This window comes from Streptomyces aurantiogriseus (assembly GCF_014649375.1).
GTDB lineage: Bacteria > Actinomycetota > Actinomycetes > Streptomycetales > Streptomycetaceae > Streptomyces > Streptomyces aurantiogriseus.
Genome location: NZ_BMSX01000018.1, coordinates 122,366 through 148,873, shown reverse-complemented (window position 1 = coordinate 148,873; position 26,508 = coordinate 122,366). Strand labels below are relative to the sequence as shown.

At 69.9% G+C, this 26,508-nt stretch carries 23 protein-coding genes; 11 read left to right on the top strand and 12 right to left on the bottom strand.

Annotated features, from left to right (window positions below):
* Positions 1-114 precede the first annotated feature (114 nt).
* The 3 genes from IE263_RS32830 to IE263_RS32820 are packed head-to-tail and all read left to right on the top strand — an operon-like array spanning position 115 to position 4,136.
* Entirely contained in the window at positions 115-2,262 is a 2,148-nt protein-coding gene (locus IE263_RS32830; protein ID WP_189941581.1) for a helix-turn-helix domain-containing protein, read from the top strand.
* A gap of 3 nt (positions 2,263-2,265) precedes the next feature.
* Positions 2,266-3,261 (top strand): hypothetical protein, encoded by a 996-nt coding sequence (locus tag IE263_RS32825; RefSeq protein ID WP_189941491.1) that lies wholly within the window; start codon positions 2,266-2,268, stop codon positions 3,259-3,261.
* On the top strand, positions 3,258-4,136 hold the full coding sequence (locus IE263_RS32820) for a DUF6339 family protein (protein ID WP_189941490.1): 879 nt from the start codon (positions 3,258-3,260) through the stop codon (positions 4,134-4,136). Before IE263_RS32825 ends, IE263_RS32820 begins: the two co-directional genes overlap by 4 nt.
* Before the next feature lie 10 nt (positions 4,137-4,146).
* Here the strand turns inward: IE263_RS32820 and IE263_RS32815 are convergent, their stop codons facing one another.
* From IE263_RS32815 to IE263_RS32785, 8 genes are all read right to left on the bottom strand, one after another.
* The gene (locus IE263_RS32815) at positions 4,147-5,682 is read right to left on the bottom strand and encodes a DNA cytosine methyltransferase (protein ID WP_189941489.1); all 1,536 of its coding nucleotides are present in this window, start codon (positions 5,680-5,682) and stop codon (positions 4,147-4,149) included.
* A gap of 46 nt (positions 5,683-5,728) precedes the next feature.
* Positions 5,729-6,715 (bottom strand): DNA cytosine methyltransferase, encoded by a 987-nt coding sequence (locus IE263_RS32810; RefSeq protein WP_189941488.1) that lies wholly within the window; start codon positions 6,713-6,715, stop codon positions 5,729-5,731.
* 18 nt (positions 6,716-6,733) lie between these two features.
* A complete protein-coding gene (locus tag IE263_RS32805) occupies positions 6,734-7,153 on the bottom strand; it encodes a very short patch repair endonuclease (RefSeq protein WP_189941487.1) in 420 nt (139 codons plus the stop codon).
* A 54-nt stretch (positions 7,154-7,207) separates the two neighbouring features.
* Positions 7,208-10,177, bottom strand: a complete 2,970-nt coding sequence (locus IE263_RS32800; protein ID WP_189941486.1) for a Z1 domain-containing protein — start codon at positions 10,175-10,177, stop codon at positions 7,208-7,210.
* Between the two features lie 59 nt (positions 10,178-10,236).
* Positions 10,237-11,790, bottom strand: coding sequence for an ATP-binding protein (locus IE263_RS32795; protein ID WP_189941485.1), 1,554 nt, complete (start codon positions 11,788-11,790; stop codon positions 10,237-10,239).
* Positions 11,791-12,136: 346 nt separating this feature from the next.
* Positions 12,137-12,556 carry a DUF3592 domain-containing protein gene (locus tag IE263_RS50110; protein ID WP_373312154.1) on the bottom strand — a complete coding sequence of 140 codons (420 nt, stop codon included), beginning with the start codon at positions 12,554-12,556 and terminating at the stop codon, positions 12,137-12,139.
* Between the two features lie 42 nt (positions 12,557-12,598).
* The gene (locus IE263_RS32790) at positions 12,599-13,618 is read right to left on the bottom strand and encodes a hypothetical protein (protein WP_189941484.1); all 1,020 of its coding nucleotides are present in this window, start codon (positions 13,616-13,618) and stop codon (positions 12,599-12,601) included.
* 99 nt (positions 13,619-13,717) lie between these two features.
* Entirely contained in the window at positions 13,718-15,193 is a 1,476-nt protein-coding gene (locus tag IE263_RS32785; RefSeq protein ID WP_189941483.1) for a glycoside hydrolase, read from the bottom strand.
* A 262-nt stretch (positions 15,194-15,455) separates the two neighbouring features.
* Between IE263_RS32785 and IE263_RS32780 the strand changes: the two genes are divergently transcribed.
* A complete protein-coding gene (locus tag IE263_RS32780; protein ID WP_229911297.1) occupies positions 15,456-16,280 on the top strand; it encodes a class E sortase in 825 nt (274 codons plus the stop codon).
* A 51-nt stretch (positions 16,281-16,331) separates the two neighbouring features.
* Here the strand turns inward: IE263_RS32780 and IE263_RS32775 are convergent, their stop codons facing one another.
* On the bottom strand, positions 16,332-16,712 hold the full coding sequence (locus tag IE263_RS32775; RefSeq protein ID WP_189941481.1) for a MerR family transcriptional regulator: 381 nt from the start codon (positions 16,710-16,712) through the stop codon (positions 16,332-16,334).
* A gap of 63 nt (positions 16,713-16,775) precedes the next feature.
* Here IE263_RS32775 and IE263_RS32770 point away from each other — a divergent pair, with 63 nt between their 5' ends.
* Positions 16,776-17,984 carry an MFS transporter gene (locus IE263_RS32770; RefSeq protein WP_189941480.1) on the top strand — a complete coding sequence of 403 codons (1,209 nt, stop codon included), beginning with the start codon at positions 16,776-16,778 and terminating at the stop codon, positions 17,982-17,984.
* Between the two features lie 46 nt (positions 17,985-18,030).
* On the opposite strand, the gene IE263_RS32765 is transcribed toward IE263_RS32770, so the two are convergent.
* Positions 18,031-19,458, bottom strand: coding sequence for an MFS transporter (locus tag IE263_RS32765; RefSeq protein ID WP_189941479.1), 1,428 nt, complete (start codon positions 19,456-19,458; stop codon positions 18,031-18,033).
* A gap of 67 nt (positions 19,459-19,525) precedes the next feature.
* Here IE263_RS32765 and IE263_RS32760 point away from each other — a divergent pair, with 67 nt between their 5' ends.
* The 4 genes from IE263_RS32760 to IE263_RS32745 all read left to right on the top strand — a co-directional run bounded on the left by IE263_RS32760 (position 19,526) and on the right by IE263_RS32745 (position 22,379).
* Positions 19,526-20,053, top strand: a complete 528-nt coding sequence (locus tag IE263_RS32760; protein ID WP_189941478.1) for a winged helix-turn-helix transcriptional regulator — start codon at positions 19,526-19,528, stop codon at positions 20,051-20,053.
* A gap of 77 nt (positions 20,054-20,130) precedes the next feature.
* Positions 20,131-20,451, top strand: a complete 321-nt coding sequence (locus IE263_RS32755) for a DUF6412 domain-containing protein (protein WP_189941477.1) — start codon at positions 20,131-20,133, stop codon at positions 20,449-20,451.
* A gap of 199 nt (positions 20,452-20,650) precedes the next feature.
* Entirely contained in the window at positions 20,651-21,379 is a 729-nt protein-coding gene (locus tag IE263_RS32750) for a YidC/Oxa1 family membrane protein insertase (RefSeq protein ID WP_189941476.1), read from the top strand.
* Positions 21,380-21,521: 142 nt separating this feature from the next.
* Positions 21,522-22,379, top strand: a complete 858-nt coding sequence (locus IE263_RS32745) for a fumarylacetoacetate hydrolase family protein (RefSeq protein ID WP_189941475.1) — start codon at positions 21,522-21,524, stop codon at positions 22,377-22,379.
* 110 nt (positions 22,380-22,489) lie between these two features.
* Here the strand turns inward: IE263_RS32745 and IE263_RS32740 are convergent, their stop codons facing one another.
* Together IE263_RS32740 and IE263_RS32735 are read right to left on the bottom strand one after the other, a co-directional pair.
* Positions 22,490-22,996: a heme-degrading domain-containing protein gene (locus IE263_RS32740; RefSeq protein WP_189941474.1), complete on the bottom strand. Its 507-nt coding sequence runs from the start codon at positions 22,994-22,996 to the stop codon at positions 22,490-22,492.
* Entirely contained in the window at positions 22,993-24,060 is a 1,068-nt protein-coding gene (locus IE263_RS32735) for a Gfo/Idh/MocA family oxidoreductase (protein WP_189941473.1), read from the bottom strand. The genes IE263_RS32740 and IE263_RS32735 overlap by 4 nt, the downstream gene beginning before the upstream one ends.
* A 56-nt stretch (positions 24,061-24,116) precedes the next feature.
* On the opposite strand from IE263_RS32735, the gene IE263_RS32730 reads away from it, so the two are divergent.
* Positions 24,117-25,322 (top strand): ROK family transcriptional regulator, encoded by a 1,206-nt coding sequence (locus IE263_RS32730; RefSeq protein WP_189941472.1) that lies wholly within the window; start codon positions 24,117-24,119, stop codon positions 25,320-25,322.
* Between the two features lie 88 nt (positions 25,323-25,410).
* Positions 25,411-26,325 (top strand): hypothetical protein, encoded by a 915-nt coding sequence (locus tag IE263_RS32725; RefSeq protein ID WP_229911296.1) that lies wholly within the window; start codon positions 25,411-25,413, stop codon positions 26,323-26,325.
* Positions 26,326-26,508 lie beyond the last annotated feature (183 nt).

Genomic DNA, 26,508 nt, shown 5'->3' with positions numbered 1-26,508 from the left:
TCGATGGGTGTCGATCGGGTTGTGTCAAGCGTCAGTTGACGTGTGTCACGTTGTCAAATTAGCCTGTCCATGACCGTGGGCACAACGACATACGGCACAGAGCGGGGAGGCCCCATGGAGGTCGGCGAGGAGTTCGGGCCCTGGCTGTCCCGACAACTCAAACTCGCGGGCAAAACGCAGGCGGAGCTGGCCGATGAGCTGGGGCTGACCAGGGCCGCAGTCTCGGCGTGGATCACCAAGCGCTCGGTCCCGCGTCCGACCGTCATGGGAGAGATCGCCAAGGCGCTCGGCACGGACCTGGGCACCGTTCACACCCGGACCACCGACACGCAGGCCGGCCTCCCGATCACCTGGTACCACCGGCCCGGCTACCAGGACGGCGGGCGCGACGGTGGGAACGCCGCAGCCTTCGCCTTCGACGCGGACGTCCAGGTGCTGGCGCGGGAAACCTGTCAGAACAGTCTCGACGAGCGACTCGTGGGGAACGGCCGTCCGGTCCGGGTGCGGTACACGATCCACGAACTCACCGGCGAGAAGCTGGACGCGTTCCGTGCCGCCGTCCTCTGGGACGACCTTCAGCCGCACTACTCGGCGGTCTCCGAATCCGCCGCCGATCAGAAGGTCGGACGCGTCGTGGACGCCGGCGTGCGCGACATGTTCGAGAAGGGCCGCCTGGTCCTTCTGCGGATCGACGACTACAACGCCTCCGGTCTCACCGGCGACGACTACGACGACGGCAAGTTCGCGGCCGTCGTCCGTCGGCAGCTGGAGAGCCTCAAGTCGGGCCGGGGCGCGGGGGGTTCCTACGGGCTCGGCAAGGCGACTCTCTGGGCTACCAGCGCGCTCGGGATGGTGCTGATCAACTCCACGCTCTCCGTCCCTCACGAGGGCCGCACCGAGCGCCGTGTCATCGGACGACTGGAGTTGCCGTGGCGTGCCGTCGACGGCACGCCATACGCGGGCCCGGCCTGGCTGGGCCGCCCGGACCCCGAGACGCCCGGCGCGGAAGTGGTCCGCTCCTGGTGGGCGGACGAGGAGACGGTCGAACGTCTTCACCTCACTCGCGACAGCGAGGAACCGGGCACATCTTTCCTCATCGTCGGCGCCCATGACGTGGCGAGCCTTGAACAGGGCAAGTCGGACTCGGTCGACGACGAGGACGAGAACGGGAGCGACGACGACGGGACCCGCGACATCCGCGCCATGCACCGACGCCTGGTCGAGGCACTGGGTCGGGACTTCTGGGCGGCCATGACCGGAGGCGGCAGCAGGCTCCCGCTGCTGGAGACCTCGGTCCGCACGCTGCGCAACGGCGAGGTCGTCATCGAGGAGGAGAAGGTCGACCCCACCGACACCCAGCCCTCGCGTACCCGGGCGCTGCGCGCCTTCTACGAGGGGACGACCGTGGACCGGCTCACCGAGGCCGGTCAGGTGGCGCTCCGCACGGTCCCGCTGCGGTTGCCCCTGTCCGGAGGACGCCGCGGAACCCTGGGCACGCACCCGGGAGTGCTTCTGGTCACGGCGGCGGAGGACGACGACGGCGTGCCCAACCAGGTCCACTCACTGCGCGGCAACCGGATGACCATCAAGAAATCCGGCGTCTCCGGGCTGCCGCTGGGTGTCAATCCGTTCCAAGCGGTTCTCCTGGTGGGGCAGGCGGCGGGAGAGACCGTGCCTTTCGCCGAGGAGGCCGAGGAGTTCCTGCGCGCCGCCGAGCCGCCCGAGCATGACCGCTGGGGGCAGACCGAGGAGCTGACGCTCCGTTGGTCGCACAGCGCACACCACCGCATCACCAGGTTGACCACCGAGGTCAACACCGCGGTGAGGGATCTGGTCGTCCGGCCGAAGAGTGCCGGGTCACAGGAGAGCGCCAAGCTGCGGAAGAAGCTCACCGTCCCGCGCAAGAGCGCGGCGCCCAAGCGGGTTTCCGGGCCGGCTCTGCCCGAACTGGACGGACTGGACGCCGAGATCGGCGTCGGCGGGGAGTGGCAGATCACCGCAGAGGTGAAGTTGCCCCGGGTCGACGAACTGCCGGCCATGACACCGGTGGTCCTTCTCGACGTACGGTCGGGCAGCCGACCCAGGCTCGACTGGGCGGAACTCGTCGCCGTGGAGGGCTGTGAGGTAGAGGACGGCGTGCTCCGCTTCACGCCGCGCGCGCGCCGAGCCGTCTTTCGGGGCTCCACCGACGCCTCGGGCCATCCGGTCCGGACCGAACTCACGCGGCTCGTTCTCGAACTCCGTGCCGGTACAGGGGAGTGAGGCATGAAGTTCTATCCGTACAAGCGACTCAACCGTCCGATCACCCTGAGGGTGACCTCGGCCTCCCTCAAGCTGCCCGACGGCACCCGCGATCACCTGGACACCTCGGCGTACTCCATCCCCCAGCGGACCGTAGCCCTGGGCGTAGCGCAGCACGAGGACTGGATCTCGGCCAGGATCGGCCTGTCCGCCACCCTCCCGCCCGGGGCCACCGATCCCGACGCACCGTGGAGCGATCTGCGGGTCGTGGCGGTGCTCACCGACGGCGACACCAATGTGCGCACCACTGTCGACCTGCGGCAGGACGCTCCGGCGAGCAAGGAGTGGTCCGGTGAGATCGAGGTGCTGCGCGACGACCATGTGGGCCGTGCCTCCTTGGCCGTCCATGCGGTCGCCACGATCGACGACGTGCCGGGGCGGTCGATCACCGAGACCGATGGCGACTGGACCGTCGACGTGGCCGCCGAGGAGCCGGTCGGTGGCCTGCGCCTGGATGTGAAGCAGGCGAGTTTCTCCAAGAGCGCGCGGGAATGGTTGCGCCCCTACGCGGACGCGCCCTGGGCCGTCGACGCCTCGGGTCGGCTGCCCCTGGTGATGATCAACACCGATGTCGAGGGGTTCTCCGATCTCCTCGGCGGTGAGAGCGGCGGGATCGAGAACAAGATCCACGAGCTGTTGGTCTCCCAGATGGCCACCGATGTGTGGACTGCGGTGTTCCACAGCGCCGTGGGAGACCTGGAGGTCGAACCCGACGGCTCGCCCGTATTCCCCACCGACTGGCGGGGGGAAGTGCTGCGGGAGATGCTTCCCGACATCGTGCCGGGCCTTCGCGTCGAGGAGGCGCTCCGTCAGGTCCACCGCCGTCGGACCGGCGATTCGGGATGGGTGGAGCTCCAGAGCCGTGTCCACTACGCCGCCGTGCGCCGCGCCGGTGCCGGCAAGGCGCTCGCCAACGTCCTGCGCGCCTTGCAGCAGATGAACCGAGAGGACAGCGAGTGATCGAGAAGCCGCATCACGTTCCCGAGCGACTCGGCCTGCTCTCCGCGACGGCCGCCGACCCCTACCTCACCGAGGACCTTCTGAAGGGTGTCCAGGGGCACGGCGGCGTCGACCTGGCCAAAGTCGTCGAGCCTCTGCCGGAGGACGACGCCCGGTGGTCGGTGGAACCTCTCAGAGATCTCGTGGACGACGCGAAGTACCAGTTCAAGGACAACCGGACGGACGCCGACAGTTGGTTGGCGCCCCGGCTGCACGCGACGCTGCGCCTCACCCGGCGGGAAGCCGCGGACAAGCGGATCTGGAACCATCTCGCGCTCGCCGTCGCGCCGGACTACGTGGCTTGGCGACATGCTCCTGCGCCCACGCAGGGTGGGAGCGAGCCCCGCATCAACCCAGCCCGCTTCAAGGGCGCTCCCGACCGCCAGTGCTTCTCCCGCCTGTGGTGGGCGGCGGAGATGTTCCGCAATGGCCAGGACTACGCACCGGTGGTGGCGGCCTGCGCCAACCAGGACCTCATCCACAACGCGCTGCGCATGGACTTGGTCGACCATCGACCCACCGCCCAGGCACTGGTGCGTGTCCTGGAACGAGGGATCGCCGGCACTGGTCGCGAGATCAACGGCCTGATGACGGCGATCAACATCGCCGGCGCCACGCTGGTCTACGACGCGCTGGCCCCGGACGAGCCACGTGACCCCGAGGCGCTCCGCCAGTGGATCGCGGAGGCCGAGTCCGCGCCCCCAGTGCCGCGCCACGACCTGCCCACCGGACCCGACGAGGAGCCCGTCCCGGAGAAGTCGGTGGCGACGCTCACCGAGTACTTCGCCGAACTCTTCGAGACGGCCCCGGTCAGGGGACGGGTACCTCAGGCCTGAACGGGAAGGCTCATCTGCCGGTGAGCGGGTGACCCTCCCATTGCCCGTGCTCACGCACCTCCACCGACTCGCCGGGCTGCCAGGTCTCCAGATCCGAGACGGCCTGTTCCAGCCTGGCGCGGGCCTCCTCGCCGCTCAGCTCCGGTTCCAGAACCTGCCGCAGCACGTGCAGCGCCAGCCGGGGCGGTACGGCGTTGCCGATCTGCTGAGACTGGTCGCCACCGCTCCAGGGGTACGCGACGGGGAACGTCTGGAGCACGCCCGCCTCGGCGTGGGAGAAGCGGTCGAACCGGGGCAGGGCCGTGTCGGTGCCCTTGTGGACCAAGCGGTTCCGCGACACCTTCCCGGTGATCGTCGAGGACGGGGCGTCGTGGTCACGTCGACCGCGCGCACCGGGATCGCCCCCGGTGCCGTAGTTCGACACGACGGTGAAGGCGGGGCGGTCCGGCAGGTGTGGGGCGATGCTCCGCGCCTTCTTGAGAGCCGTCTCCATGGACACCCAGGCCGCTTTCGGTGTCCCGTCGAGGCTCATCTCCTCGGCGTCCCAGGGGAGGGTGTCCGCCCGGTCCGCCGCTGACGGCTCGGTGGGAACGTTCCGAGGACGGTAGCGCTCATGGGTCTCGGCCACCTCCGGGATGCCGCTCCCCCCGAGCCGTGCCATGAGCACTGCACGCTTCCGGGTCTGCGGAACCCCGAACGCCTCGGTGAGCATCAGCTGCGTCCTGGTCCGGTAGCCGAGGGTGGTGAGCACCTCGGCGTACTTCTCCCACACCGGCATCACGGCGGGCACCTGCTCCAGAACGACGGCCTCGTAGGGCTCCGACCCCGGGCGTCGGCTCCGCTCGATCACCCACCACAGCGGCTGGAGGACCAGCCCGGTCCGTTCGTCGCCCAGCTCTTCGAGCCTGGCCTTGAAGCCTTCTATCTCGGCTCCCAAGGCGCTGAACTGCTCGATCAGACGCTTGAGTTCCGCGTCCTCGAGGTCGAGGTCCCGTGGGGCCCTGAGCGTCTTGAGGACGACTTTGATCTCTTCCGGGGAGCTGCCGTGCTCCTTCAGGCTCTTCCTCAGCGCCTTGCGCGTCACGGTACGGCGCGCCTCGACCTCACGCTTCTCGTCCTTGACCTCTTCGGCCTGGACGGCCTTCCGCCGCAGTTCCTCGGAGATCTCTCGCCAGGTTCGGAAGATCTCCTTCCATTGCCTGTTCTCCGCACGCAGGGCGTCGTGAAGGCGGTCGATGTATTCGACCACCTGGTCCAGTGCCCTGCGACCGGCGCCGTGTCCGGCGACGGTGAAGGTCTGGCAGGGGGGCCCACCCGTCAACACCTGGGCGCGAGGGAAGAAGGCCGCGCGGTACTTCCTCACGTCGCCGGTGAAAGTGTCCATCCCCGCTGCGCCGCGGGTGGCGCACGCGTTCTTGTCCCACTCGATGCCGGTGACCTGGTGGCCCAGGACATCTGCCGCCACATCAAGTCCACCCGGCCCCGCGAACAAATCCAAGATGCGGAAAACCGCAGGTGAGGGGGGTGCGTTCTCGATGGGGCTCATGGGCTTGAAGTGTAGCCGGCGATCGGGGGTGGCATTCCCGCCTTGCCTATGCACGGGCGGGCGACCGTAGCGCGGTGGCGATGGCCTCGCCGAGCGCCCTTCCCACCGGGGGAGGGGTGGCGTGACCGATCTGCCGGTACCGAGCCGTCTTCTGGCCCGTGATCCGCCACTCCGGAGGGAACGACTGCAGCACGGCCGCCTGGTCCACCGTGATCTTCAGCATCCGGGCCATGTCGTCCGAACGCGGCCACTCGTAGTCTGGTCCCGGTACCTCGTCGGCGAACGCGCCACCGTTCACCCCCATCCGCGCCCAGGCCCGCTTCGTGCCGGTCGGGCCGAGATCCGCGCCGCCCCGATTGTCCGAGCCCCCGACGAGGGTCGGTGCCACGGCCAGTGCCTGGTCCGCCCAGACATCGGCCTCGGGCCAGCCCCGCGCGCCCATCGAGCGGCGCAGTGCCCGCCCGACCGAGACATGCTCGCTCACCGTCGGCTCCGGAGGAACGAAAGCGTGGAACCACGGCTCCTTGAGTGCTACGAGAACGCCCTGCAGCCGCTCCTGCGGAACGCCGAAGTCCGCCGCGTTGAGTACGAACCAGCGGAACCGGTATCCGAGATGCGTCAGTTCGGCCTCGATGAACTCCCGGACCTCCGCATACGCGGGCGAGTCGACGAGAGCGGGCAGGTTCTCCAGCAGCAGGGCGCGCGGCTGGATCGCGTGGACCAGGTAGACCGTGGCGGTCAGCAGCCGCAGTTCCGGCTCGCTGTCCGACCGCCCCACCGCGGCCGAGGACTTCACCCGGGGCAGACCCGCCGAGAGCAGATCGACGTCCAGGGTCTCCGGGTGCTCCTCCGGGAGGAACTCGATCAGATCCTCGCAGACGACCTTCCACTGCGGCCGGTTGGCCAGGAGCGTCTCGCACGCCTGGCGCTTGTTGTCGAGCAGGAGTACCGGCGAGAAGCCCGCGCTCTCCAGCCCCGACGCCAGGCCGCCCGCACCCGCGCAGACATCCACGAAACCCAGTCGGTCGGTCATTCGCTCCCCCTCTGTCCTTCACACGGTCCGACGACCGCGCTGTCCCCCGGCGGTGCCCCGACCCCGCTTCTCCAGGTCCACCGCCGCCCGTACCGCGGCTGCCACCTCGTCGGGCGGCACATGCTCCCAGAACCGCAGCACCGTCCAGCCCTGGGCGACAAGGTGCTCGGTGGTCTCTCGATCACGGGCCATGTTCCGGTCCAGCTTGCTGCGCCACCAGTCCGCGTTGGCCTTCGGGTGGGTGGCGTGCTGAGGGCAGCCGTGCCAGAAGCAGCCGTCGATGAGGACCGCGACCTTGGCCCGGGGGAACGCCACGTCGATGCGCCGCCGGGGCATGCCCGGCACGGGGAACTCCACGCGATAACGCAGCCCGGCCGCGTGCAATAGCCGTCGCACGGCCAGTTCGACCCCGGTGTTCTTGCTCGCCTGCCTGCTCATGCGGGCCGATACCCCGGGAGAGGAAGGCATCATGCTGTTCACTGTCGTCGAGCCTCACGAACGCATGTCGTCACGGTCGATTATCGCCGCTTCCGCTCTGGTCGAGTCGATCGCACGGAACCGCACCAGAGGCCGGTCGCCCTGAGCCGTCGACGACGGGGCGACGAAGGCGAAGCCCATGACGAGGTCGCGCGGATCGACCGAACCGTCGGACGCGATCCGAGGTTCGGATTCCACCACGGGATAGATCACGAGCGCACCCCGACGCGGACGGACGTTCTGCTCGACGGTCGCGTTTCCGGTCAGACTCGTGGCCCCCGCCACACGCTTCGCCGCTGCGACGTGCTTGGGATCACGGATCGCGCCGAAGAGAGACCCGCGGCGGCGCCTGCGGCGGGCCAGGGAGAAGGGGCCGTGCCCCAGAATGCGCGCCTCGTTCCGGCGGGCGGACGTCTGCATCGGAGCGATCACGAACCAGTCGTCGATCCTGCCCGGTTCCCGCCCGGCGTCCAAGAGGAACTCCAGGTGGGGCGAGAACTGCTCCGGGGCAGACCAGCGCAGGTCGCACAGCACCGTGAGCAGGTCCCTGTGCGACACCGTGCCCACCCGCGCGTCGTACTGCGGGCTGCCGTCCACGTGGAGCGAAACGGGAGCATGTGACAGAGCTCCGAGAACCGGTGCCCAGCACTCCGTGTTGTGGCGCAGGGCGTCGGGGTCCTCGGGATAGGCCGTGGGCTCCTCCCAGACACCCGGCGACCGCACCTCGACCAACTCCGCATTGAACATCTTGTTCCGAGCCGACGGCTTCACCCACGGCAGATGCTGGCCCACCAGTGGCGGAATCTGCGCCGGCGTCACTTGCGGGCGGCCGTCGACCAGCGGTGCGTAGCGGGCCAGTTCCTCGCGGAAGAGCTCCTCGTCGCGGCAGATCGCCTCGAAGGCCTCGTACAGGTCGACCGTCTTGGCGTTGCGGCCGCTGCCGAGAGTCTCCTCGCGTCCTATGTAGAGGCGTACGAGGTCCCGGTAACCGGGCCGGAAGCCGAACCAGCGGCCCATTTGCATCAGGGTGTCGGCCTGCTGCGTCGTGCGGCGGTAATAGGTGATCGTCAGGCCCTCCACGGTGAAACCGCGAGAGAGCTTGGTTCCGCCTACCAAGATCTTCCAGACGTGCGGTGTCCGGTCGAAGTCGAGGTTCAGCTGGTCGAAGTAGCGGTCGGAGTCACCGTTCACGACGATGACCGGCTGCCCTCCTGAGCCGATGCGCTGGCGTGCGGCATTGACGTAGGGCCGCAGTTCCTCGTAGGAGGCAGGAGCGGGGAGGTCGGACGCGCGTGCCTCACTGACCGGAGCGAAGTCCGAGGCCCACAGCGCAGCAAGACGTTCGTGACCGGCGGCCGAGCTGTAACCCGCCTGATGCCACATGGAATTGATCTGCAGTGCGAGATCCGCGTGATCGTCCTTCCGTACCGACTGATGAGCGAGCATCGTGTGGTGCCGGAACGGGCCGTCATCCACACCGTGGTCGGCCCGGTACAGCTTCAGCGCACCAGACAGGACGAAAGCGTCCATGGCCTCTTGGAGACGGTCCTCCGTCGACTCGTAGATGTCACGGATGTGCGCCTTCTCCTGAGAGTTGGCGTAGGTGCGCTCGTCCCGTGGTATCGCCAAGTCGAGATCGTGGAAGTCCTGGACGCCCATGTATCCGGACGGGCGAGGAAGCGAAATCAAGAAGTCGCTCGGGAAGATGTCCTCGTCGTCACCAGGATCGATGAAGACGTTGGCGAAGGGGGTGGCCGTGTAGCCCACGTACTGCGCTCGCGGAAGCAGCTTGAGGAGCTGGGAGAGCAGCCCGTTGATGGCCGTGCGCTCCGTGCTGCCCTGCTCCCACTTCTTGGGGTCCAGGGTGTTCACGGACGCCTGGTCGGACTCGTCATCGATGATCAGAGCCGGCAGCTCACCGAGCAGTCCGTGAATCTGTTTGAGGTCCTTGACGAGCTTGGTCAGAACGGACTTGTTCTTCTTCACCACCAGGATGCGGGCGGCCGCGTGGTGGAGATTCGCCGGATCATGCAGTGGACGGGTCGGTTCCCGCTTCTCGAACTGAAGGGCCCGGATGCCTTGCGCCAGGCTCTTGTAGTCGTTGTCGCGAGTCGTCAGGCGCTCGATGTCGAACGCACCGAGCACGGAAGGGCGTGCGCCGTGCTGGACGAACTCGTCCCAGTCCGCATCGTCGTCACCTACGTAGTCCACGCCTACGAGTGAGTCGAGATCCGTGACATCCGCGCCCCGCAGGATGTTCTCCTGCCCTATCAGTTCCATGTCGAGGCGGCGCTGGGTCTGGGCGCGCAGCAGGTTGAGCGTGCCGCCCAGCACGATGACCAGGCGGTAGCCGGCGTCGATCGCCTTGGCGGTGACACCAGTGAAGTTGGCGGTCTTGCCGGACTGCACGTATCCGACGACCAGGCCCTTCGCCTGCCGAGCCGCCTCCTGCTCTGGATCAGTGAGGCGTTCGACGACTGCCCGGCTTGCCTCGTCGAGGCTCGCGATCGCGGCATCGGACCAGCCCTTGGCACGGAGCTTCTGCTCGTACGACGTCCAGTAGAAGGAACGGGCGGCAGCTCGGTCAGGGGTGTACCAAGGCGTGAAATCACGCGTGATCACTGTGGGGCCCGGAATCGTCGCCACGGGTACGGCGTCGTCCAGCGCCTTCCGCAAGTCAACGCCGAACCGCAGCCGGTCGTACACGGCTGTACGCCGTTCATCGGTGCGGGCGGGGATCGCCAGGGCCCACTGAGGATCTTCGGCGAAGTCCCAGGCGGTGAGGTGACGGCTCCACAGGGCTCTGAGTGCCTCGTCGCCGTTGACGAGGCAATCGTGGAACAGTTCCTCGCTCAGGTCGGCGTCCGGATAGTCCTCGTCGGCTGCGAGAGCAGCCCAACGCGCGAAGTGCCGGGGGACGTTCAGCATGCCGGCCAGTGCGTGGGTGTGAATTTCGAGGAGCACGTCGGCTGGGGTGTCGCTCATGTGGAGAAGTCCTCAGTCCGCATCAAGAGGTGAAAACAGGAATGACTGCGCCGCTGGTGTCAGGAGAGTTCCTGCGCACGCCGCGTGCGCTGTGCGTCCACCGAAGCCAGGAGGATGGTGTTCCAGTAGTCCAGACGGTCTTGGCGACTGCGCTCCCAGCGCCCGAGCCCGAAGCAGTCCTCAAGAAGCAGGTACAGCAAGGTCTTCGTGACAGGGGCGTCGTTCGCGCCGCCGCGCCTGCCGTCGTTGAAGTCCTCCCGGTAGGCCTTGTTGAGGATGACCGAATTGCGCTCGCGGTCCAGGTCGAAGAACTGGTTGGGGGGAAGCGCACCCCAGGTGAAGGTGATCGGTTCCTCGCCCGGCTTCTCAGGCAGCTCTTCCTTGACGACCCGCTTGACCTTGGGATCCAGACCCTTGCCCGGGGGAGTGACAGGCTTGCGGACGATCTCGTTTCGCCTCGAACCGTCTCTGTAGGCGGTCTCGGCATCCAGCAGGTAGCTCCGGAAAGTGTGCCCCTTGGAGTCCACCGCTTTATCGAGCCCGTCGGTGAAGGCTGGAGTGACGGTGACGCTCTCCTTCTTCACGTCGAGGCTCAGGACGTTGTTCTCGCGGGACGGAAGGTCGACCGCGACCCGGGCGAGAACATGATGCCCCTCAGGGTTCCGCCAGCCGTTCCATCCTCCCGCCTGCACGAGGCGGTCGTTCCGGTAGAAGTAGAAGCCTTGTCTCTCCGTGAGTGAGCCGATCTGGCGGAAGCCGGCCTGCTTGGACTTGGCAGGCCAGATGTGGGCGGTCAGGCGCAGGTCTCCCAGACCTTCCACCGGCGCCATGAACTCGCGGGGGTAGCCCGGCTTGCCCGGCACCTTGTACCCGAACGGGTCCAGGGCTTCTACGGCGATGTGGTCCACTTCCTCGCCGAGGCCGCGCTCCCCGCTGCTCACGTCCCATACAGCTATGTCGAGCTTGAGACCGCGCTGCAGATACCGGTGCAGGTAGAGGCCAAGGTGGGTCTCAAGACGGGATATCGCCTTGGACAGGAACTGGTCGCTCTGGCCGCGCGCGACTGTCTCAAAGGCCCGCACGCCATCCCAGCGCACGACGGTGCCCTGCCACTCGATGATCCCGTCGTAGCGGTCTACGAGATCCTGCGCGTACCGCGGGTCGACGGTGTCGCAGCGGAAGCTGTCCTCGATGCCCTCTGCGGTAAGGCGGCGCCCCGAGGCTCGGCTTCGCCTGGTGCGGCTGACCACCGTGAGTGAAGAAGCATGGGAGAGCGAAGCGGCCTTCAGGCCCGTGCCGTACATGCCGAGCGCACCCTCGCCGTAGTCACGGCGGCGTCCCACCGTCATCGCGGCGTCCAGACCGGCCTCGTCCATGCCCTTGCCGTTGTCGATGATCAACAGCGTGAGGATCCGGTCGGCGTCACGCAGGAAGTGCACGACGATCTTGTCGGCGTCGGCGTCGATGGAGTTGTCGATGAGGTCTGCGACGGCGACCTCGAAGCCATAGCCCTGGTTGGTCAGAGCCCTGCCGTAGCCCGCATCTGGCGGCAAGTGCGTGCTACCGGTCGTGGGGACGTCGTACTGCCAGTCGGTGCCGGACTCGTAGGGCATGCTTCCTCAAATGCACAGGTCAGGGGCTGCTTCACGAAGTAGCAGCCCCTTACATACAACAGACGGAGAGTGTGACCGTACTGCAAAGGTTGGACATAGAGGGAGGTGGGTGCAGAACGCGGGCGATAAGTCCCTTATTTGTCGGCAGCTTTGGCCAAGGATGTTTCTCAAATATCCGGCTTGTGCGCATCCCTTGTCGGCGACGGATTGCCGGGAGCCCCGGCGTGGTTCCGGAGGAGCGGCGGGCGCCTGAGGCGGGTGGCCGTGGGCGTCGGCTGCGTTGCGAGCCGGCGTGACAGGGCGCCACCCGGCCTGGTGGCACGCCGGGCGGCCTGGCGGGCCTTCCTCACACCAGGCTCCACAGCCCCAACCCCACCCCGAACAAGCACAACGCCACCCCACACACCAGGTATGTATAGGGACTGAACGACGCCTGCGTGCGCACAACGACAACCCGTCGAGGATCCGCAGGGTCGTACCGCACCACCACCTCGTACCCGACCCGAAGCACATGCAGGTCCGCGTTCAGGGGTGCCCGTCGGTACGTCTGGTCCCGGGGCCCCGCCCGATAGCGGACCTGGGCAGGGTGCATCACATCCCCTTCGCGGCGCGGCCCCCGGGCGACCTCGCCCTCCGTACGCGTCCCCCGGACGCCGAGCCGCCGTAGGCCTGCGCGTCCTCGGAGGGCGCCCAGGGTGACGCGGAGGCCGTAGGCCAGCCAGCCCGCGGCGAAGATCAAGGCGAACGTCAGCCATGGCTGGGTCACCGTGGCCTGCCTTGGGTGGTGCGGTCCGCCTTATGCATACGCCTATGCCTGCGTACTCCCGTGGCACCCCTCATACGCCTGCCCCACCCCACACCAGCAATCAGCCCCCCTCTGCGGCGGCCAGGCCACCGCTCGTCCCCTCGCCGCCAGCGTCGTCGCGTACTGCGGCAGCAGCGCCACATCCGAAGGCGAAGCCCCCTCCGAGGCCGCGAACGCCTCGTACGACGGCACAGTCCCCGTGACGATGCCCAGGTTCGGCGTCCCGCTGGCCGCCAGCTCCCGCAGTGCCCCCTCTATCGACGCCAGGTGCTCCTTGTGCGAGGGGTACTCCACCGCGAGCGACGGGTAAGCGGCCACCAGCTCCGCCAGCTCCCCCGCCGGCCAGTGCAGCACGGCCACCGGGAAGGGGCGGGACAGGGCCTGTCGGTAGGCGCCCAGCTCGGCCTGCAGTCGTGAGATCTCCGCCTGCAGTTCCAGGGGGTTGTCGGAGCCGAGGGACCAGACCCGCTTCGGGTCGTGGAGCTCGTCCAGGGAGACCGGTGAGGAGTGCAGGGTGTCCGCCAGCATGTCCCACTCGTCGTGGGCGGCGCCCAGCATCCGCCGTACCCGGTGGCGGCCGAACAGCAGTGGATGCGTCGAGTACGAGGGTTCCGCCACGTCCGTCAGGAGCAGGCGGACACCCTCCGTGAACGTCTCCTGCGCCGCCTCCAGCTCGTCGTGGGACTCCAACGCCTCCGCGACGATCACCCAGGGGGCCGGGTCGCGGGGTGCCGTCGTGCGGATGCCCTCGATGATGGCTCTGGCCTCCGCCTCGTGGCCGTACTCCCAGAGGTTGGACGCCTTGAGGGCCCGTACCAGATGCGGGTTCTCCAGGGTGTCCGGAGAGGACAGCAGGCGGTCGTAGAGGGTCGTCGCGGCGGGGCGGTCGCCGGACAGTTCCAGGTGGGCGGCGGCCTGGAGGAGCAGGGCCTCGGCGTCCGCGGGATACAGGCCGGCGGTCCGCTCCAGGCGTGCCGCTTCGGCGGTGTGGTCGACGTTCTCGGCAGGCGTGTCGGGGCGCATGAGGGACACCGTACTGCCGCCCGGTGACAAAAGGAGAGGTATCTGCAGGCCAGGGGGCCGCAGCCGGCGTACGGCCCCCTACCCCTACGCCCCAGGCGCTTACACCGTCACCCCGTCCACCTGCAACGTCTGCACCGCCCCCGCCGCGAACGGCACGCTCACCGTCTTCCCGCTCAGGAAGCGGTCGGAGCGGGCGGTGTAGAGGTCGCCGGAGCCGTTCGTCACCGTGTTCCAGCGGGGGACGAGGCCGCCCGAGCCGCCGGTCACCGTGGAGAAACGGGACAGGTCGAACGTCAGGGTCTGGGCCGACGACGACGTGTTCGCCGCCACGATCACCAGGCGCCTGGCCGTCCGGTCCAGCGCGGCCACGGCGTAGCTCACGCCTGTGTCGAGGATGGTCATACCGGGCCGGATGTGCCGGCTGAACTGGGCCATCACGTAGTACTTCGTGGTGACCGCGCCGGGCTGGAGGGTGTTCGCGTCGTACGCGATCATGGCCCAGTTCGCCGTCGGGTCCATGACCTGCCAGTACACCCAGGCCGTCGGGTGCAGCCAGCGGAAGTCGTAGAGCAAGTTGCTCGCCATGGTGAGGCCGGTGCCGTCGTTGTCGCCGGTCTCCGAGTTCCACAGCTTCTTGCCGGACGTCGTCACCACGTCCGTGTAGAGCAGGTCGCGGCGGCCGCCCGAGCCCTGGTAGCCGTGCACGTTGACCTGGCTCACCAGGGCCTTCGTCGAGGAGCCGAACGCCGCCCACGTCGAGCGGGCCGTGTCGTAGTTCGTCTCGTCGGAGGCCGAGATACGGACGCCCGTCAGGCCCCGCTTGTCCAACTCGCTGCGCATGTAGGGAAGTACGGCCGCCTGGACCGTCGCGTCCATGTGGCAGCCCTCCTGCGTGCCCGTGGCCGTCCACCAGGACGACGAGGGCTCGTTGAAGGGGTCGACCGTCGCGAAGTTCACGCCCCAGTTGTTCTTGGCGTACAGGGCGACGGCGGCCAGGTGGGAGGCGTGCTGGCGGTAGTTCCAGGACTGGAGGTTGTTGCCGCCGCCCGCGGCGCCCGAGGGGTTGTGGTTCAGGCACATCCACCACATGGGGGAGTTGGCGAACAGCTCGGTGGTCGCGCCCCGTTGCACCGCCTTCACCAGCATCGCGCGCTGGTTGGCGTCCGCGGTCCAGTCCCAGGCGGAGGAGGTGGGGTCCTCGTTGTTCCAGTCCTGCCAGAAGCCCTCGATCTGCTTGAAGCCGGGGATGTTGGGGGAGGCGACCATGGTCTCGCCGCCCACGCTGTTCCAGCTGCACGCCCCGAGGTTGTAGCGGGCGATGTTCAGGCCCAGGCCGGGCAGGGTCCGGCCGCCGTACGCCACCGACTTGGTCGTGAAGAAGATGTCGGCGAAGTCGTTCCGGGAGCCGAAGACGTTGGCCCACCAGGCGAGGGAGGTGCCCCAGCCCTCCCAGGTGCCGTACGTCGTCGACGGGGTGACGGCGATCGTGGCGTCGGCGTGGGCCGTGCCCGTCGCCATCGCGCTGCCGAGGAGGGCGCCGCCCGTGGCCGCCAGCAGGGTTCTGCGTCGGATCATGACTTCTCCGCTTCGCTCGACCGAGACCGGGCCCGGCCGTCCCGGCAGGCCCGTCCCGCCGGTCGTCCCAACCGGCGTCATCGGATGCGTCACGAAGCATCGGGTGTGGTGTGTGGTGTTGTCGAGGGTTCCGACAGCCCTTTCTCAAACCTGTGGAGGAAGCCAAGGAGGAAGCCTCCCTGGGCGGTTCGAGGGGGCGAACAGCAAGGCCTGTCGTGTACGGGGCTGGAGACCTTGTGCCGCTCCCCTTATGGTGCCCCGCGTGCGGATTCCCCTCGTACAGCACAGCACCCGGCGGCGGCGCGCCCGGTACCGGCGGGTGCTCTGGAGCGGCGCCGAACTCCTCGTCACCGCCGGGGCGTTGGTCCTCCTCCTCGTCGCCCATCAGCTGTGGTGGACCAACCGGGAGGCGAAGGACGGGGCCGAGCGGAGGGTGGAGGCGCTGGAGCGGGAGTGGGAGGCCGGCGGGGCCGGTGACACCGTCGGTGACGGCGGCTCCGGACCGGACTCCGGTGCCGGTGACGCCACCGGTGACGATGGCTCCGACTCCGGTTCCGGCAGCGGTCGTACGCCCGCGCGGTCCGGCGGTGGCGCGGAGGGCTTGTCGTCCGGTGCCGGCCCTCGGCCCTCCCAGGCCTACGCCGTCCTGCGCATCCCCCGCCTCGACCTCCGCGTCCCCGTCGCCGAGGGCACCAGCAAGCAGAAGGTCCTCAACAAGGGGTACGCCGGCCACTACAGCCACACCCAACAGCCGGGCCAGGCAGGCAACTTCGCCCTCGCCGGGCACCGCAACACCCACGGCGAGCCGTTCCGGTACCTCAACCGCCTCAAGAAGGGCGACAAGGTCGAGGTGGAGACCAGGAACGCGACCTACACGTACACGGTCGACGTGATCCTGCCGCGCACCTCACCCCGTGACGCGGGCGTGATCCAGCCCGTACCGCGTTCCCTCACCAGGCCCTCCTACGGCTACGACAACCCCGGCCGCTACCTCACCCTCACCACCTGCACACCCGAGTACACCTCGCGGTACCGCCTGGTCGTGTGGGGGAAGCTGACCGCCACGGAGCCGCGGTCGCGCGGGTAGGGCTCGCATCGCGCCGCACGCCCTCTGCTGCCAGATCGAGGACGGCGAGATCTAGCGCGCCGCGGTCGGTCGCTGCGCGCGGCGTACGGCCTCGAGGTAGTTCGAGATGGCGTCCCGGCTGCGGAGCAGGCATTCGATGCGGTCGGTCATGCGTCGGCGCTCGTCCTCCAGGGTGGCGATCGTCTCCGGCGTGGGGTCGGAGACGTGGATGGCCCGCGGGTCGTTGATGCAGGGCAGGATCTGCTTGATGATCCGCGTCGGCAGGCCGGAGGCGAGCAGTCCCCTGATCTGCAGGACCCGGTCCACGCAGCCCTCGGGATAGTCCCGGTAGCCGTTCGGTGCGCGGTCGGCGGCGAGCAGCCCCTGCTCCTCGTAGTAGCGCAGCAGTCGGCGAGGGGTTCCGGTCCGTTCGGACAGCTCCCCGATCCGCATGTGACCCACCTCATTCGCACGAGCTTGACCTTCACACCGATGTGAGGGTTTGAGGATACGTCCATGTCAACCACTCAGACGGAGCTGTCGAGCACGTCCGCTCCGGCAGCAGACCATCGGAAGCTGCCCCTTTCACCGCTTCTGGCCCTGGCCACAGCGGCCTTCATGGGGATCCTGACCGAGGCACTCCCTGCGGGTGTGCTTCCCGAGATGGCCCGTGACCTGTCGGTGAGCGAGTCCGCGATGGGACAGGCGCTGACGGTCTACGCCATCGCCACCGGCGTCGCGGCCATCCCCCTGTCCGTCGCCACGGTGGCCTGGCGGCGCAAGCAGCTGTTGCTGCTGGCCGTGACGGCGTTCGCGGTGGCCAACACGGTCACCGCCCTCTCCTCCAACTACCCCCTGACCATGGCGTTCCGACTCGTCGCCGGTGTCGCCGCAGCTGCGGTCTGGGCCGAACTGGTCGGCTACGCACGGCGGCTGGCGCCCCCGCACCTGCAGGGCAGGGCCATCGCCGTCACCATGGCGGGCGTCCCGCTCGCCCTGTCGCTGGGCATCCCGCTCGGAACGTTCCTCGGTGGACTGTTCGGCTGGCGCCTGACGTTCGGCCTCGTGACGCTGGTCTCCGTGGCGCTGCTGGGGTGGATCACGGTGTCGGTCCCGGACGCCCCGGGGCAGCGGGCGGAGGCCCGCGAGCCCGTCCTGAAGGCCCTGTCCCTTCCGGGGGTCGCGGCGGTCCTGTTCGTGGTCGCGGCCTACGTGCTCGCCCACAACATCCTCTACACCTACATCGCCACCTTCCTCGACGCGTACGACATGGGCGGCTCGCGCGATGTCGTGCTGCTCGTCTTCGGTGTCGCCTCCGTCGTGAGCATCTGGATCACCGGCGCCCTGGTCGACCGCAGGCTGCGCCAGCTGACCATCGTCAGCAGTGCTCTCTTCCTCGTGGCCGCCGTCCTGTTGGCGGTTCTCGCCGACAACCTGGTCGTGGTCTACGGCGCGATGGTGCTGTGGGGTCTCGGCTGGGGCGGCGTCACCACGCTGCTGCAGACCGCGGTCACCGACGCCGGCGGCGATCGGGGGCAGGCCCTGCTGGTCACCACCTGGAACGCGTTCATGGCCGGTGGCGGCGCCGTCGGCGGCATCCTCCTGGACGGCTTCGGCGCCAAGTCCTTCCCGTGGAGCGTCCTGGCGCTCATGGCCCCGGTGCTGGCCGTGGTGGTCATCGCCCGCAGGCACGCCTTTCCCGCACGGCGTCCGCGGACCGAGTAGAGCCCACGAGCACGCGCGGAAACGCCTCACCTGAGGAACCGCCCCCTCACGCCCTCGCGCCCTCACCCCGCTCCCGGAAGCCCCACACTCCCACCGCCCCCACCACGGCCAGCCCCGCCGACACCGCCATCGCCACATCCGCGCCCCGAGCCAGGCCCCCGCCCGCACCCGCCGCGATCGCGATCGTCAGGGCCACGCCCGCGCACGAGCCCACGTACCGCAACGTCTGCTGCGCCCCCGATCCCATCGCCGCGCGTGCGGCAGGCACCGACTCGACCGCGAGCAGGGGCAGGCCCGCGTTCAACAGGCCGCTGCCGATGCCCGCCACGATCAGGCCCGGGAGCATCCGGGGCCAGGAGCCGGCGTCGATCGCGCCGAGCATGGCCAGGACACCGGCCGCGTGGAGGGCGAAGCCGAGGGCGAGTTGGGTGCGGGGGGAGACGCGGCCGGCGAGGCGTCGGGCCTGGAGGGCCACCGCGAAGGAGAGGCCGGACCAGAGCAGGAACAGCCATGCCGTGTCCATCGGGGACAGGCCCAGCGTCTGCTGCAACACCGTCGGCAGGAAGCTGAACAGGCCGATCACCGCCAGCCCCGTGAACAGCCCGCCGGCCGAGGAGGCCAGGAAACGGGGGCTGCGGAGCAGGGAGAGGTCGATCAGCGGGGTGGCCGTCCTGCGTTCCGCGGCCGTGAAGAGGGCGAGAAGGATCACGGTCGCCAGGAGGAGCAGGCCCACCGGCGCTCGCAGCCAGCCGTCCCTGCCCAGCGTCAGCGCCGCGACCAGGGCGACCAGTGCCGCCCCGAAGGCGGACGCGCCGAGCAGGTCGGGGCGGCCGCCGCGCGGTGAGCGGGACTCGGCGAGGGTGCGGGTGCCGACGGCCGCGATCAGCAGGGTGGCGACGCCGAGGACGCCGTAGACCAGTCGCCAGTCAGGCAGGGCGCCGCTGAGGACCGGGCTCACCGCGATGCCGGCGCTGACGCACGCGCCCCACACGCCGGTGGCCCGGAGCCGGCCGCGGGGGGTGGGGAAGGCGTGCACGAGCAGGCCCAGGCTGCTGGCGAGCAGGGCCGCGCTGGCCGCGCCCTGGGCGACCCGGGCCAGCGTGAACTGCCAGGTGGTCGTGGCGAACGCGCCGAGGAGTGTGGTCAGGCCGAGGGCCAGGGTGCCCGCGACGAAGACGCGGCGGCGGCCGTGGTCGTCGGCCAGGCTTCCGGCGACCAGCAGCACCGCGGCCAGGCCCAGCGGGGTGCCGTTGAGCAGCCAGGCCTGGGCGGACGGCGAGGTGTGCAGGGCGGCGGCGGTGTCCACGAGCGTGACCGCAGGGGCGGTGTACGCCATCAGCGCGAGGGCGGTGGCCGCGCTGGTGACGGCGAGCGTGGCGCCGGGGTGGACGGCGGGCTTCGCCGCCTCTCCCGCGGGTGCGGCCGCCTTGTCCCGGCCGGCCACGACCTCGGTTCGTTGATTGAATCCACTCATGCCGCCCTACCGTAGCAGGGAAGTTCATTCATTGAACCTTGGATGGGAAAGTGGCACAGTGGACGCCATGCCCCTCGGTAAGGACTACGCCCGCCAGGAGTGCTCGATCGCCCGGGCACTGGAGATCGTCGGCGAGCGCTGGACACTGCTCGTCGTGCGCGACGCGCTCTACGGCGTCCGGCGCTACAACGACTTCCTCATCCACCTCGGCGCCCCGCGCGCCGTCCTCGCCGCCCGCCTCCAGGCGCTGATCGCCGAGGGCATCCTCGAGAAGCGCCGCTACCAGCAGTCGCCGCCGCGCGACGAGTACGTCGTCACCCAGCGCGGCCTGGCCCTGTGGCCCACCCTGCGCTCCCTCGGCCTGTGGGGCCGCGAGCACTTCGGCGAGGCCAAGCTGCGGATCTTCCAGCACGCCGACTGCGGCACCGAACTCGGCCCGTACGGCGAATGTCCCACCTGCGGAACCGTCGTACCGGTCCCGGACGTCCTCATGGTGCCGGGACCGGGGCTCGACCCCGACCCGGCTGATCCGGTCAGCCGCGCGCTGCTGAAGCCCAAGAGGCTTCTGGAGCCGATCGAGACCGGTCAGGGGTAGTCAGGGATGGTCCCGTACACGGGTGTACGGGTATAACCGACGGCAAGTACACGGCAAGTACACGGCAGAGAGGGGGAGTGCTGGTGATTCGCGACCGGGCCACCGCGCTGCGTCCCGCCGCCGTTCTCCTCTTCTTCCTCCTCGACTTCGTCCTCTTCGACACCGGCGGTCTCTCGGCCACCGTCGCGCTCGCCGCGACCGCCGCCGCCGGTGCCGCGCTCGCCGTCTGCTGCCTGGTCGCCGCGCGCTGCGTGCCCGCCGTGCCGCCCACCCGGGTGCGTACGGCCATCCGCGACCGGGCCCGCCGTACGGCCTTCCTGCCCCAGCGCGACCCCGACTCCTCCGGCCGGCCACGGCCCAGGGCACCCGGGCACGCCCTTCCGACGGCCGTCGCGTAGGGCACACCACCTGAGCCACACCATGAGCCAGGACCACCTGAGCCAGGACCACCTGAGTCAGCAACACCTGAGTCAGCAACACCTGAGCCAGGGCCACCTCAGCCGCATCACCTGAGGCTCACCGTGCTCCCGCGCGGGTCGTCATGCCGCCCGTCATCACTTCCCCGGCACGACGAGACCCCCGGAGGGCTCCTCACCCATGTCCGTCTTCGTCCACCTCGTCGAGTGGTTCGCCGACCTGCTCGAACCCCTCTTCCACGCCTCCGCGGCCGCCGCCGCGATCGTCCTGTTCACCGCGCTCGTACGACTGCTCGTCCATCCCCTGTCCCGGGCCGCCGCGCGCGGGCAGAAGGCCCGGGCCGCGCTCCAGCCGCGCATCGCCGAGCTGCGCAGGAAGCACGCGCGGAACCCGGAGCGGCTCCAGCAGGCGGTGCTGGAGCTGCACACGAAGGAGCAGGTGTCCCCGCTGTCGGGCTGCCTGCCGAGCCTGCTCCAGCTCCCCGCGTTCTTCCTCCTCTACTACGTCTTCTCGCGCTCCACGATCGGCGGCGAGACGAACGACCTGCTCACCCACCGGCTGTTCGACGCCCCCCTCGGCGACAGCTGGACGGACGCCCTCGCGGACGGCGGGATGTTCGGCGGGGCGGGGCTCGTCTACCTCGGGCTCTTCGCGGTCGTCACGGCCGTCGCCACCTTCGGTTACCGCCTCTCGAAGCGGATGATGGCCTCCAACCCGTCGATGGCCGCCGCCGCGGACGACCTGCCCGGGGCCGGCGCCGCCGGCGCGGTCAACGCCGTCACCAAGGTCATGCCGTTCATGTCCTTCTTCACGCTGGTGACGGTGGCCGTGGTCCCGTTGGCCGCCGCGCTGTACGTCGTCACCAGTACGGCGTGGAGCGCGGTCGAGCGGGCGGTCCTGTACCGGTGACCGTGGGGGGCGCGGCCCAGGTGACGGTCCAGTACGTGAACCGGGTATTGCGGAGCGCACGACCAGCTTGGAGGATCGACCAGTCCTCCGATGGCTGCCCCCGTCGGCGGGCGCCGCTCCGCCATCGAGGGAGATTGTGATCATGAAGCTGCTGCGAGTCGGCCCGGCGGGCGCGGAGCGCCCCGCACTGCTCGAGGCCGACGAAAGCCTGCGGGACCTGTCGGGCGTCGTGGACGACCTCGACGGCGCGCTGCTCGCCGACGACGAGGCGCTCGGCCGGATCCGGGCCGCCGCCGACTCCGGCGAGCTGCCCTTCCTGGACCCGGCCGGGCTGCGGATCGGGCCGCCGCTGGCCCGTATCGGCAAGATCGTGTGCATCGGGCTGAACTACCACGACCACGCCCGGGAGACGGGGGCGGAGCCGCCCACCGAGCCGGTGATCTTCTTCAAGGCCGCGGACACGGTCGTCGGGCCGAACGACACGGTGCTCGTTCCGCGGGGGTCCACCAAGACCGACTGGGAGGTGGAACTCGCGGTCGTCATCGGGCGTACGGCCCGCTATCTGGAGTCGGCCGAGGAGGGGCTCGCCCATGTCGCCGGCTACGCGGTGGCGCACGACGTGTCCGAGCGGGAGTTCCAGATCGAGCGGGGCGGGACCTGGGACAAGGGGAAGAACTGCGAGACCTTCAACCCGCTGGGGCCCTGGCTGGTGACGGCCGATGAGGTGCCGGATCCGCAGAAGCTGTCGCTGAGGCTGTGGGTGAACGGTGAGCTGAAGCAGGACGGGACGACGGCCGAGCAGATCTTCCCCGTGGGGGAAGTCGTGCGGTACGTCAGCCAGTTCATGACCTTGTATCCCGGTGATGTCATCAACACCGGGACGCCGGCCGGGGTGGCCCTCGGGCGGCCGGAGCCCAAGCCGTTCCTTCGGGCCGGGGATGTGGTGGAGCTGGAGATCGAGGGACTGGGCCGTCAGCGGCAGGAGTTCAAGAGCGCGTGAGCGCTCCGCTGGGGGCGGGGAACTGCGGTGGTCTGTTCGGCTGTGGGTCGTTTGTGGCCGGTCGCGCAGTTCCCCGCGCCCCATATGGGGCGCGCCTCACGGGGCGCGCCTCAGCCCAGGTACTTTTCCAAGAACTGTTCCAGCGCCTCCACCACGAACCGGTGGTCCTCCAGCTGCGGCAGGCCCGACACCGTCACCGCGCCGATCACGCCGACCCCCTCGACGTTGATCGGGAAGGAGCCGCCGTGGGCCGCGTACGCGTCCGGGTCCAGGCGGGAGGAGTCCTCGAACGTCGTGCCCTTGGCGCGGTGGCGGGCGCCGACCAGGTAGGAGGAGGCGCCGTAGCGCTCCACCACCCGGCGTTTGCGGGCGATCCAGGCGTCGTTGTCGGGGGTGGAGCCGGGCAGGGCTGCGTGGAAGAGCTGCTGGCCGGCGCGGTGGATGTCGATGGCGACCGGCGCCTGGCGTTCGCGGGCCAGCTCCACCAGGAGGGAGCCGAGCGCCCAGGCGTCATCGAAGGTGAACTGGCGGAAGACCAGACGTCGTTCCTGTGCCTGGAGCTCCTCCAGGGTCGGGGTGATCTCCGGGGTGAACTTCGGGGTGATCTCGTGGGTCACAGCGCCACCGCCATTCCGTCTCGTGCCGAACGGCGGGCCGCCTCCAGGACGTCGAGGGCGGCGGCCGCCTCCAGGGCGGTCACCGGGTTGGGGCCGCCGTCGGTCAGTGCCTTGGCCACCGCAGCGTAGTAGGCGGGATAGTCGCCGGGCAGGGTCCGTACGGGTCGTCCGCCGCCGGTCAGCGGGGACTCTCCGGCCCCGACGCGGCCCCAGAGGTCCTCCGGTTCCGTACCCCAGTCGGGGCCCGGGCGCCGGCCCTCGCGCAGGGCGGCCTCCTGGGGGTCCAGGCCGTACTTCACATAGCCCGCCCGCGAGCCCAGTACCCGGAAACGGGGGCCGAGCTGGGCGGTCGTCGCGGAGACGTAGAGGTGGGAGCGGACGCCGTTGGCGTGCGTGAGCGCGAGGAAGGTGTCGTCGTCCGTCTCCGCGCCGGGGCGGCGGGTGTCCGACTCGGCGTAGACCTGCGTGACGGGACCGAAGAGGACCAGCGCCTGGTCGACGACATGGCTGCCGAGGTCGTACAGCAGACCTCCGATCTCTGCGGGGTCGCCGGACTCCCGCCAGCCGCCCTTCAGCTGGGGGCGCCAGCGCTCGAAGCGGGACTCGAAGCGGTACACGTCGCCGAGTTCGCCCTCGGTGATCAGCCGGCGGAGGGTCAGGAAGTCGTTGTCCCAGCGGCGGTTCTGGAAGACGGAGAGGAACACGCCGCGCTCCTCGGCGAGGGCCGCCAGTTCGCGCGCCTCGGCCGAGGTGCCCGCGATCGGCTTGTCGACGACGACCGGGACGCCGGCCTTCAGGGCGGCCGTGGCCAGCGGGACGTGCGTCTTGTTCGGGGACGCGATGACGATCAGGTCCAGGTCGGCGGCCCGGGCGAGGAACTCGTCGGGGGCGGCCGTGACGCGTACGTCCGGGAACTCGGCGCGGGCCTGCTCCTGCCGCTCCGGGTTCGAGGTGACCACCGTGTCCAGGGCGAGGCCCTCGGTGGCCGCGATCAGTGGGGCGTGGAAGACGGAGCCCGCGAGACCGTAGCCGACGAGGCCCACGCGGAGGGGAGTGCCAGTCATGAGATCTACTTTCGCAACGCTGTTGCCAAAGTGCAAGCAGCGAGGAGAATGGAGGGGTGAACAGGACGAACGGCGGTACGGCCGGCAGGACGGCAGGCGGCGCGGCGGGCGTCACGGCAGGGGTGAACCTGCTCGCCCTGCGCAGTCACAACACCGCGCTCGTGCTCGACCTCCTGCGCACGGCCGGCCCGGCCGGCATCAGCCGCCTCGAGCTCGCCGAGCGCACCGGGCTCACCCCGCAGGCCGTCAGCAAGATCACCGCGCGGCTGCGGGAGGAGGGACTCGCGGCGGAGGCGGGCCGCCGCGCCTCCACGGGCGGCAAGCCGCGCACGGTCCTGCGGCTCGTCCCCGAGGCCGGGCACGCGGTCGGCGTCCACCTCGACCGTGACGAACTGCTGGTGGTCCTCACCGAGCTCGACGGGCGCGTGGTGGGGGAGCGGACCGTGTGGCTGGACCTGGGGGCGGGGGCCGAGGCCGTCGTGGGGACGGTGGTGCGGGAGGTCGACGGCGTGGTGGATGAGCTGTTGAAGGGAGGTGCCGGGGGCGGCGCGGAGAGTGCCGGCGATGCCGGTCGTGCCGCGGGTGCCCGTGGCGCCCCCACCCTCCTCGGCGTCGGGGTCGCCCTGCCCGGCCCCCTCGACCACATCCACGGCGTCCTGCACCGCGTCACCGGCTTCCCCGAGTGGGACGGCTACCCCCTGCGGGACACGCTCGCGCGGCGGCTCGGAGTGCCGGTCGTCGTCGACAAGGACACCAACGCCGCCGCCCTCGGCCTCGCGGTCCTCGGCGAGCGCGGCTCCTTCGCCTACCTCCACCTCGGCACGGGGCTCGGCGCCGGGCTGGTGATCGGCGGGAGCGTGCACCGGGGGACCCGCACCGGCGCGGGCGAGTTCGGCCACCAGGTCGTCCAGCTCGACGGGCCGCTCTGCTCCTGCGGCAACCGCGGCTGTGTCGAGGCACTGTGCCTCGCGGCCATCGACCGCGGCGACGTACCCGGGGCGGCCCGCGTCCTCGGCATCGCCGCCGCCAACCTGGCCGGCCTCCTGGACATCGATCTCCTCCTGCTGGGCGGCCGCACGATCGCGGCCACCCCGGCACCCTTCGTCCACGGAGTCACCACCGTCCTCATCGAACACGCCCGCCGCGAGGGCGCCCATGAGGTCGCGGTACCGGTACGCCTCGCCACGGGCGGCACCCGGGTCGTGGCGGAGGGCGCGGCCCAGCTGCTGCTGGGGCCGGTGTTCGGACGGGCGGACGGCTGAGGGCTTCTCGGCCGAACGAGCGCATTCGCACGGCCGTGCGGAGTGGCAGCCGCCGTTCGACCGCGCCCTCCGGCAGGCTCACGTGTCCATGAGACTGTGCACGCCTGTCTCCCTCTGCCTCGCCGCAGCCGCCGCCCTCCTCCCGGTGTCGGCGCCGGTGCCGGCGTACGCGGAAGCCGGTCCGAGTTGTGCTGTGCCGGACACCGGCGACTTTCCGCTGACCACCCGTCTCCACGGCGGGCCCGCCTCCTACCGGGCCGGCGGCGGATTCGGCACCTGGTACCTCGACCTCACCAACACCACCGACCGCACCTGCGCCGGAGTCCACCCGGTCGTCGTCCTCGTCGACGCCCAGCGCGCCCTGAAGCCGTCCCAGCCCCAGCTGGAGTTCTACGCCGACGGCCGGCCCCACCCGGTGCGCTTCGAGACGACCGACGAGGACGAACTCGTCGGGACCCTCACCGACAGCGACCAGCCCACCCGGCCCGGCGAACCCCAGGCGTCCGCCACGCCCTTCCTCGGCTTCACCGTCCCCCCGGGCAGGACCCTCACCGTCAAGCTGCGCCTCGCCCTCACCTCGGACGCCGTGCCCAACGAGGTCACCGCCAACGCGGCCGTCGTCCAGCGGCAGGGCGAGGACGGCGAGTGGGTCGGGCAGTCCAACGACTACCGCTTCACCGTCGAGGCCGAGCCCCGCCCCACCACCCCGCAGCCCGACGCCTCGACCCCGGACTCCGCTTCGGACTCAGCCACCGACCGTGCCTCTGACCCAGCCACCGACTCTGCCTCGGACTCCGCCTCGGACTCCGCCTCTGATTCAGCCTCCGTTGCCGCGTCCGCCCCGCCCTCGGCCTCCGCACCGGCCACCGGCCTGCCCGCCCTCGCCCTGGAAGCCGAGGAACTCGCCCGCACCGGTCTGACCTCCCCGGTCGGCGCCGTCGTTGTCACCCTCTGTCTCCTCGGCGTGGGCACCGCCCTGGTGCTGTCCCGCCGACGCCGCTGAGCCAGGTCCTCAAGCAAGCGGAAACCGGCCATTCCCCATGATCGGGCCTGTGATCAGGCTCAGGTGTTTCCTTTGGGATCTGTGGTGATCCGTCGTGGTGTGTCATCCGTCGGTGTCATGTGGTGGGGCGGGCGCTGTCAGTAGCGGGGTCGTATGTGAGTGCGCAGATCGAATGCGTGACCT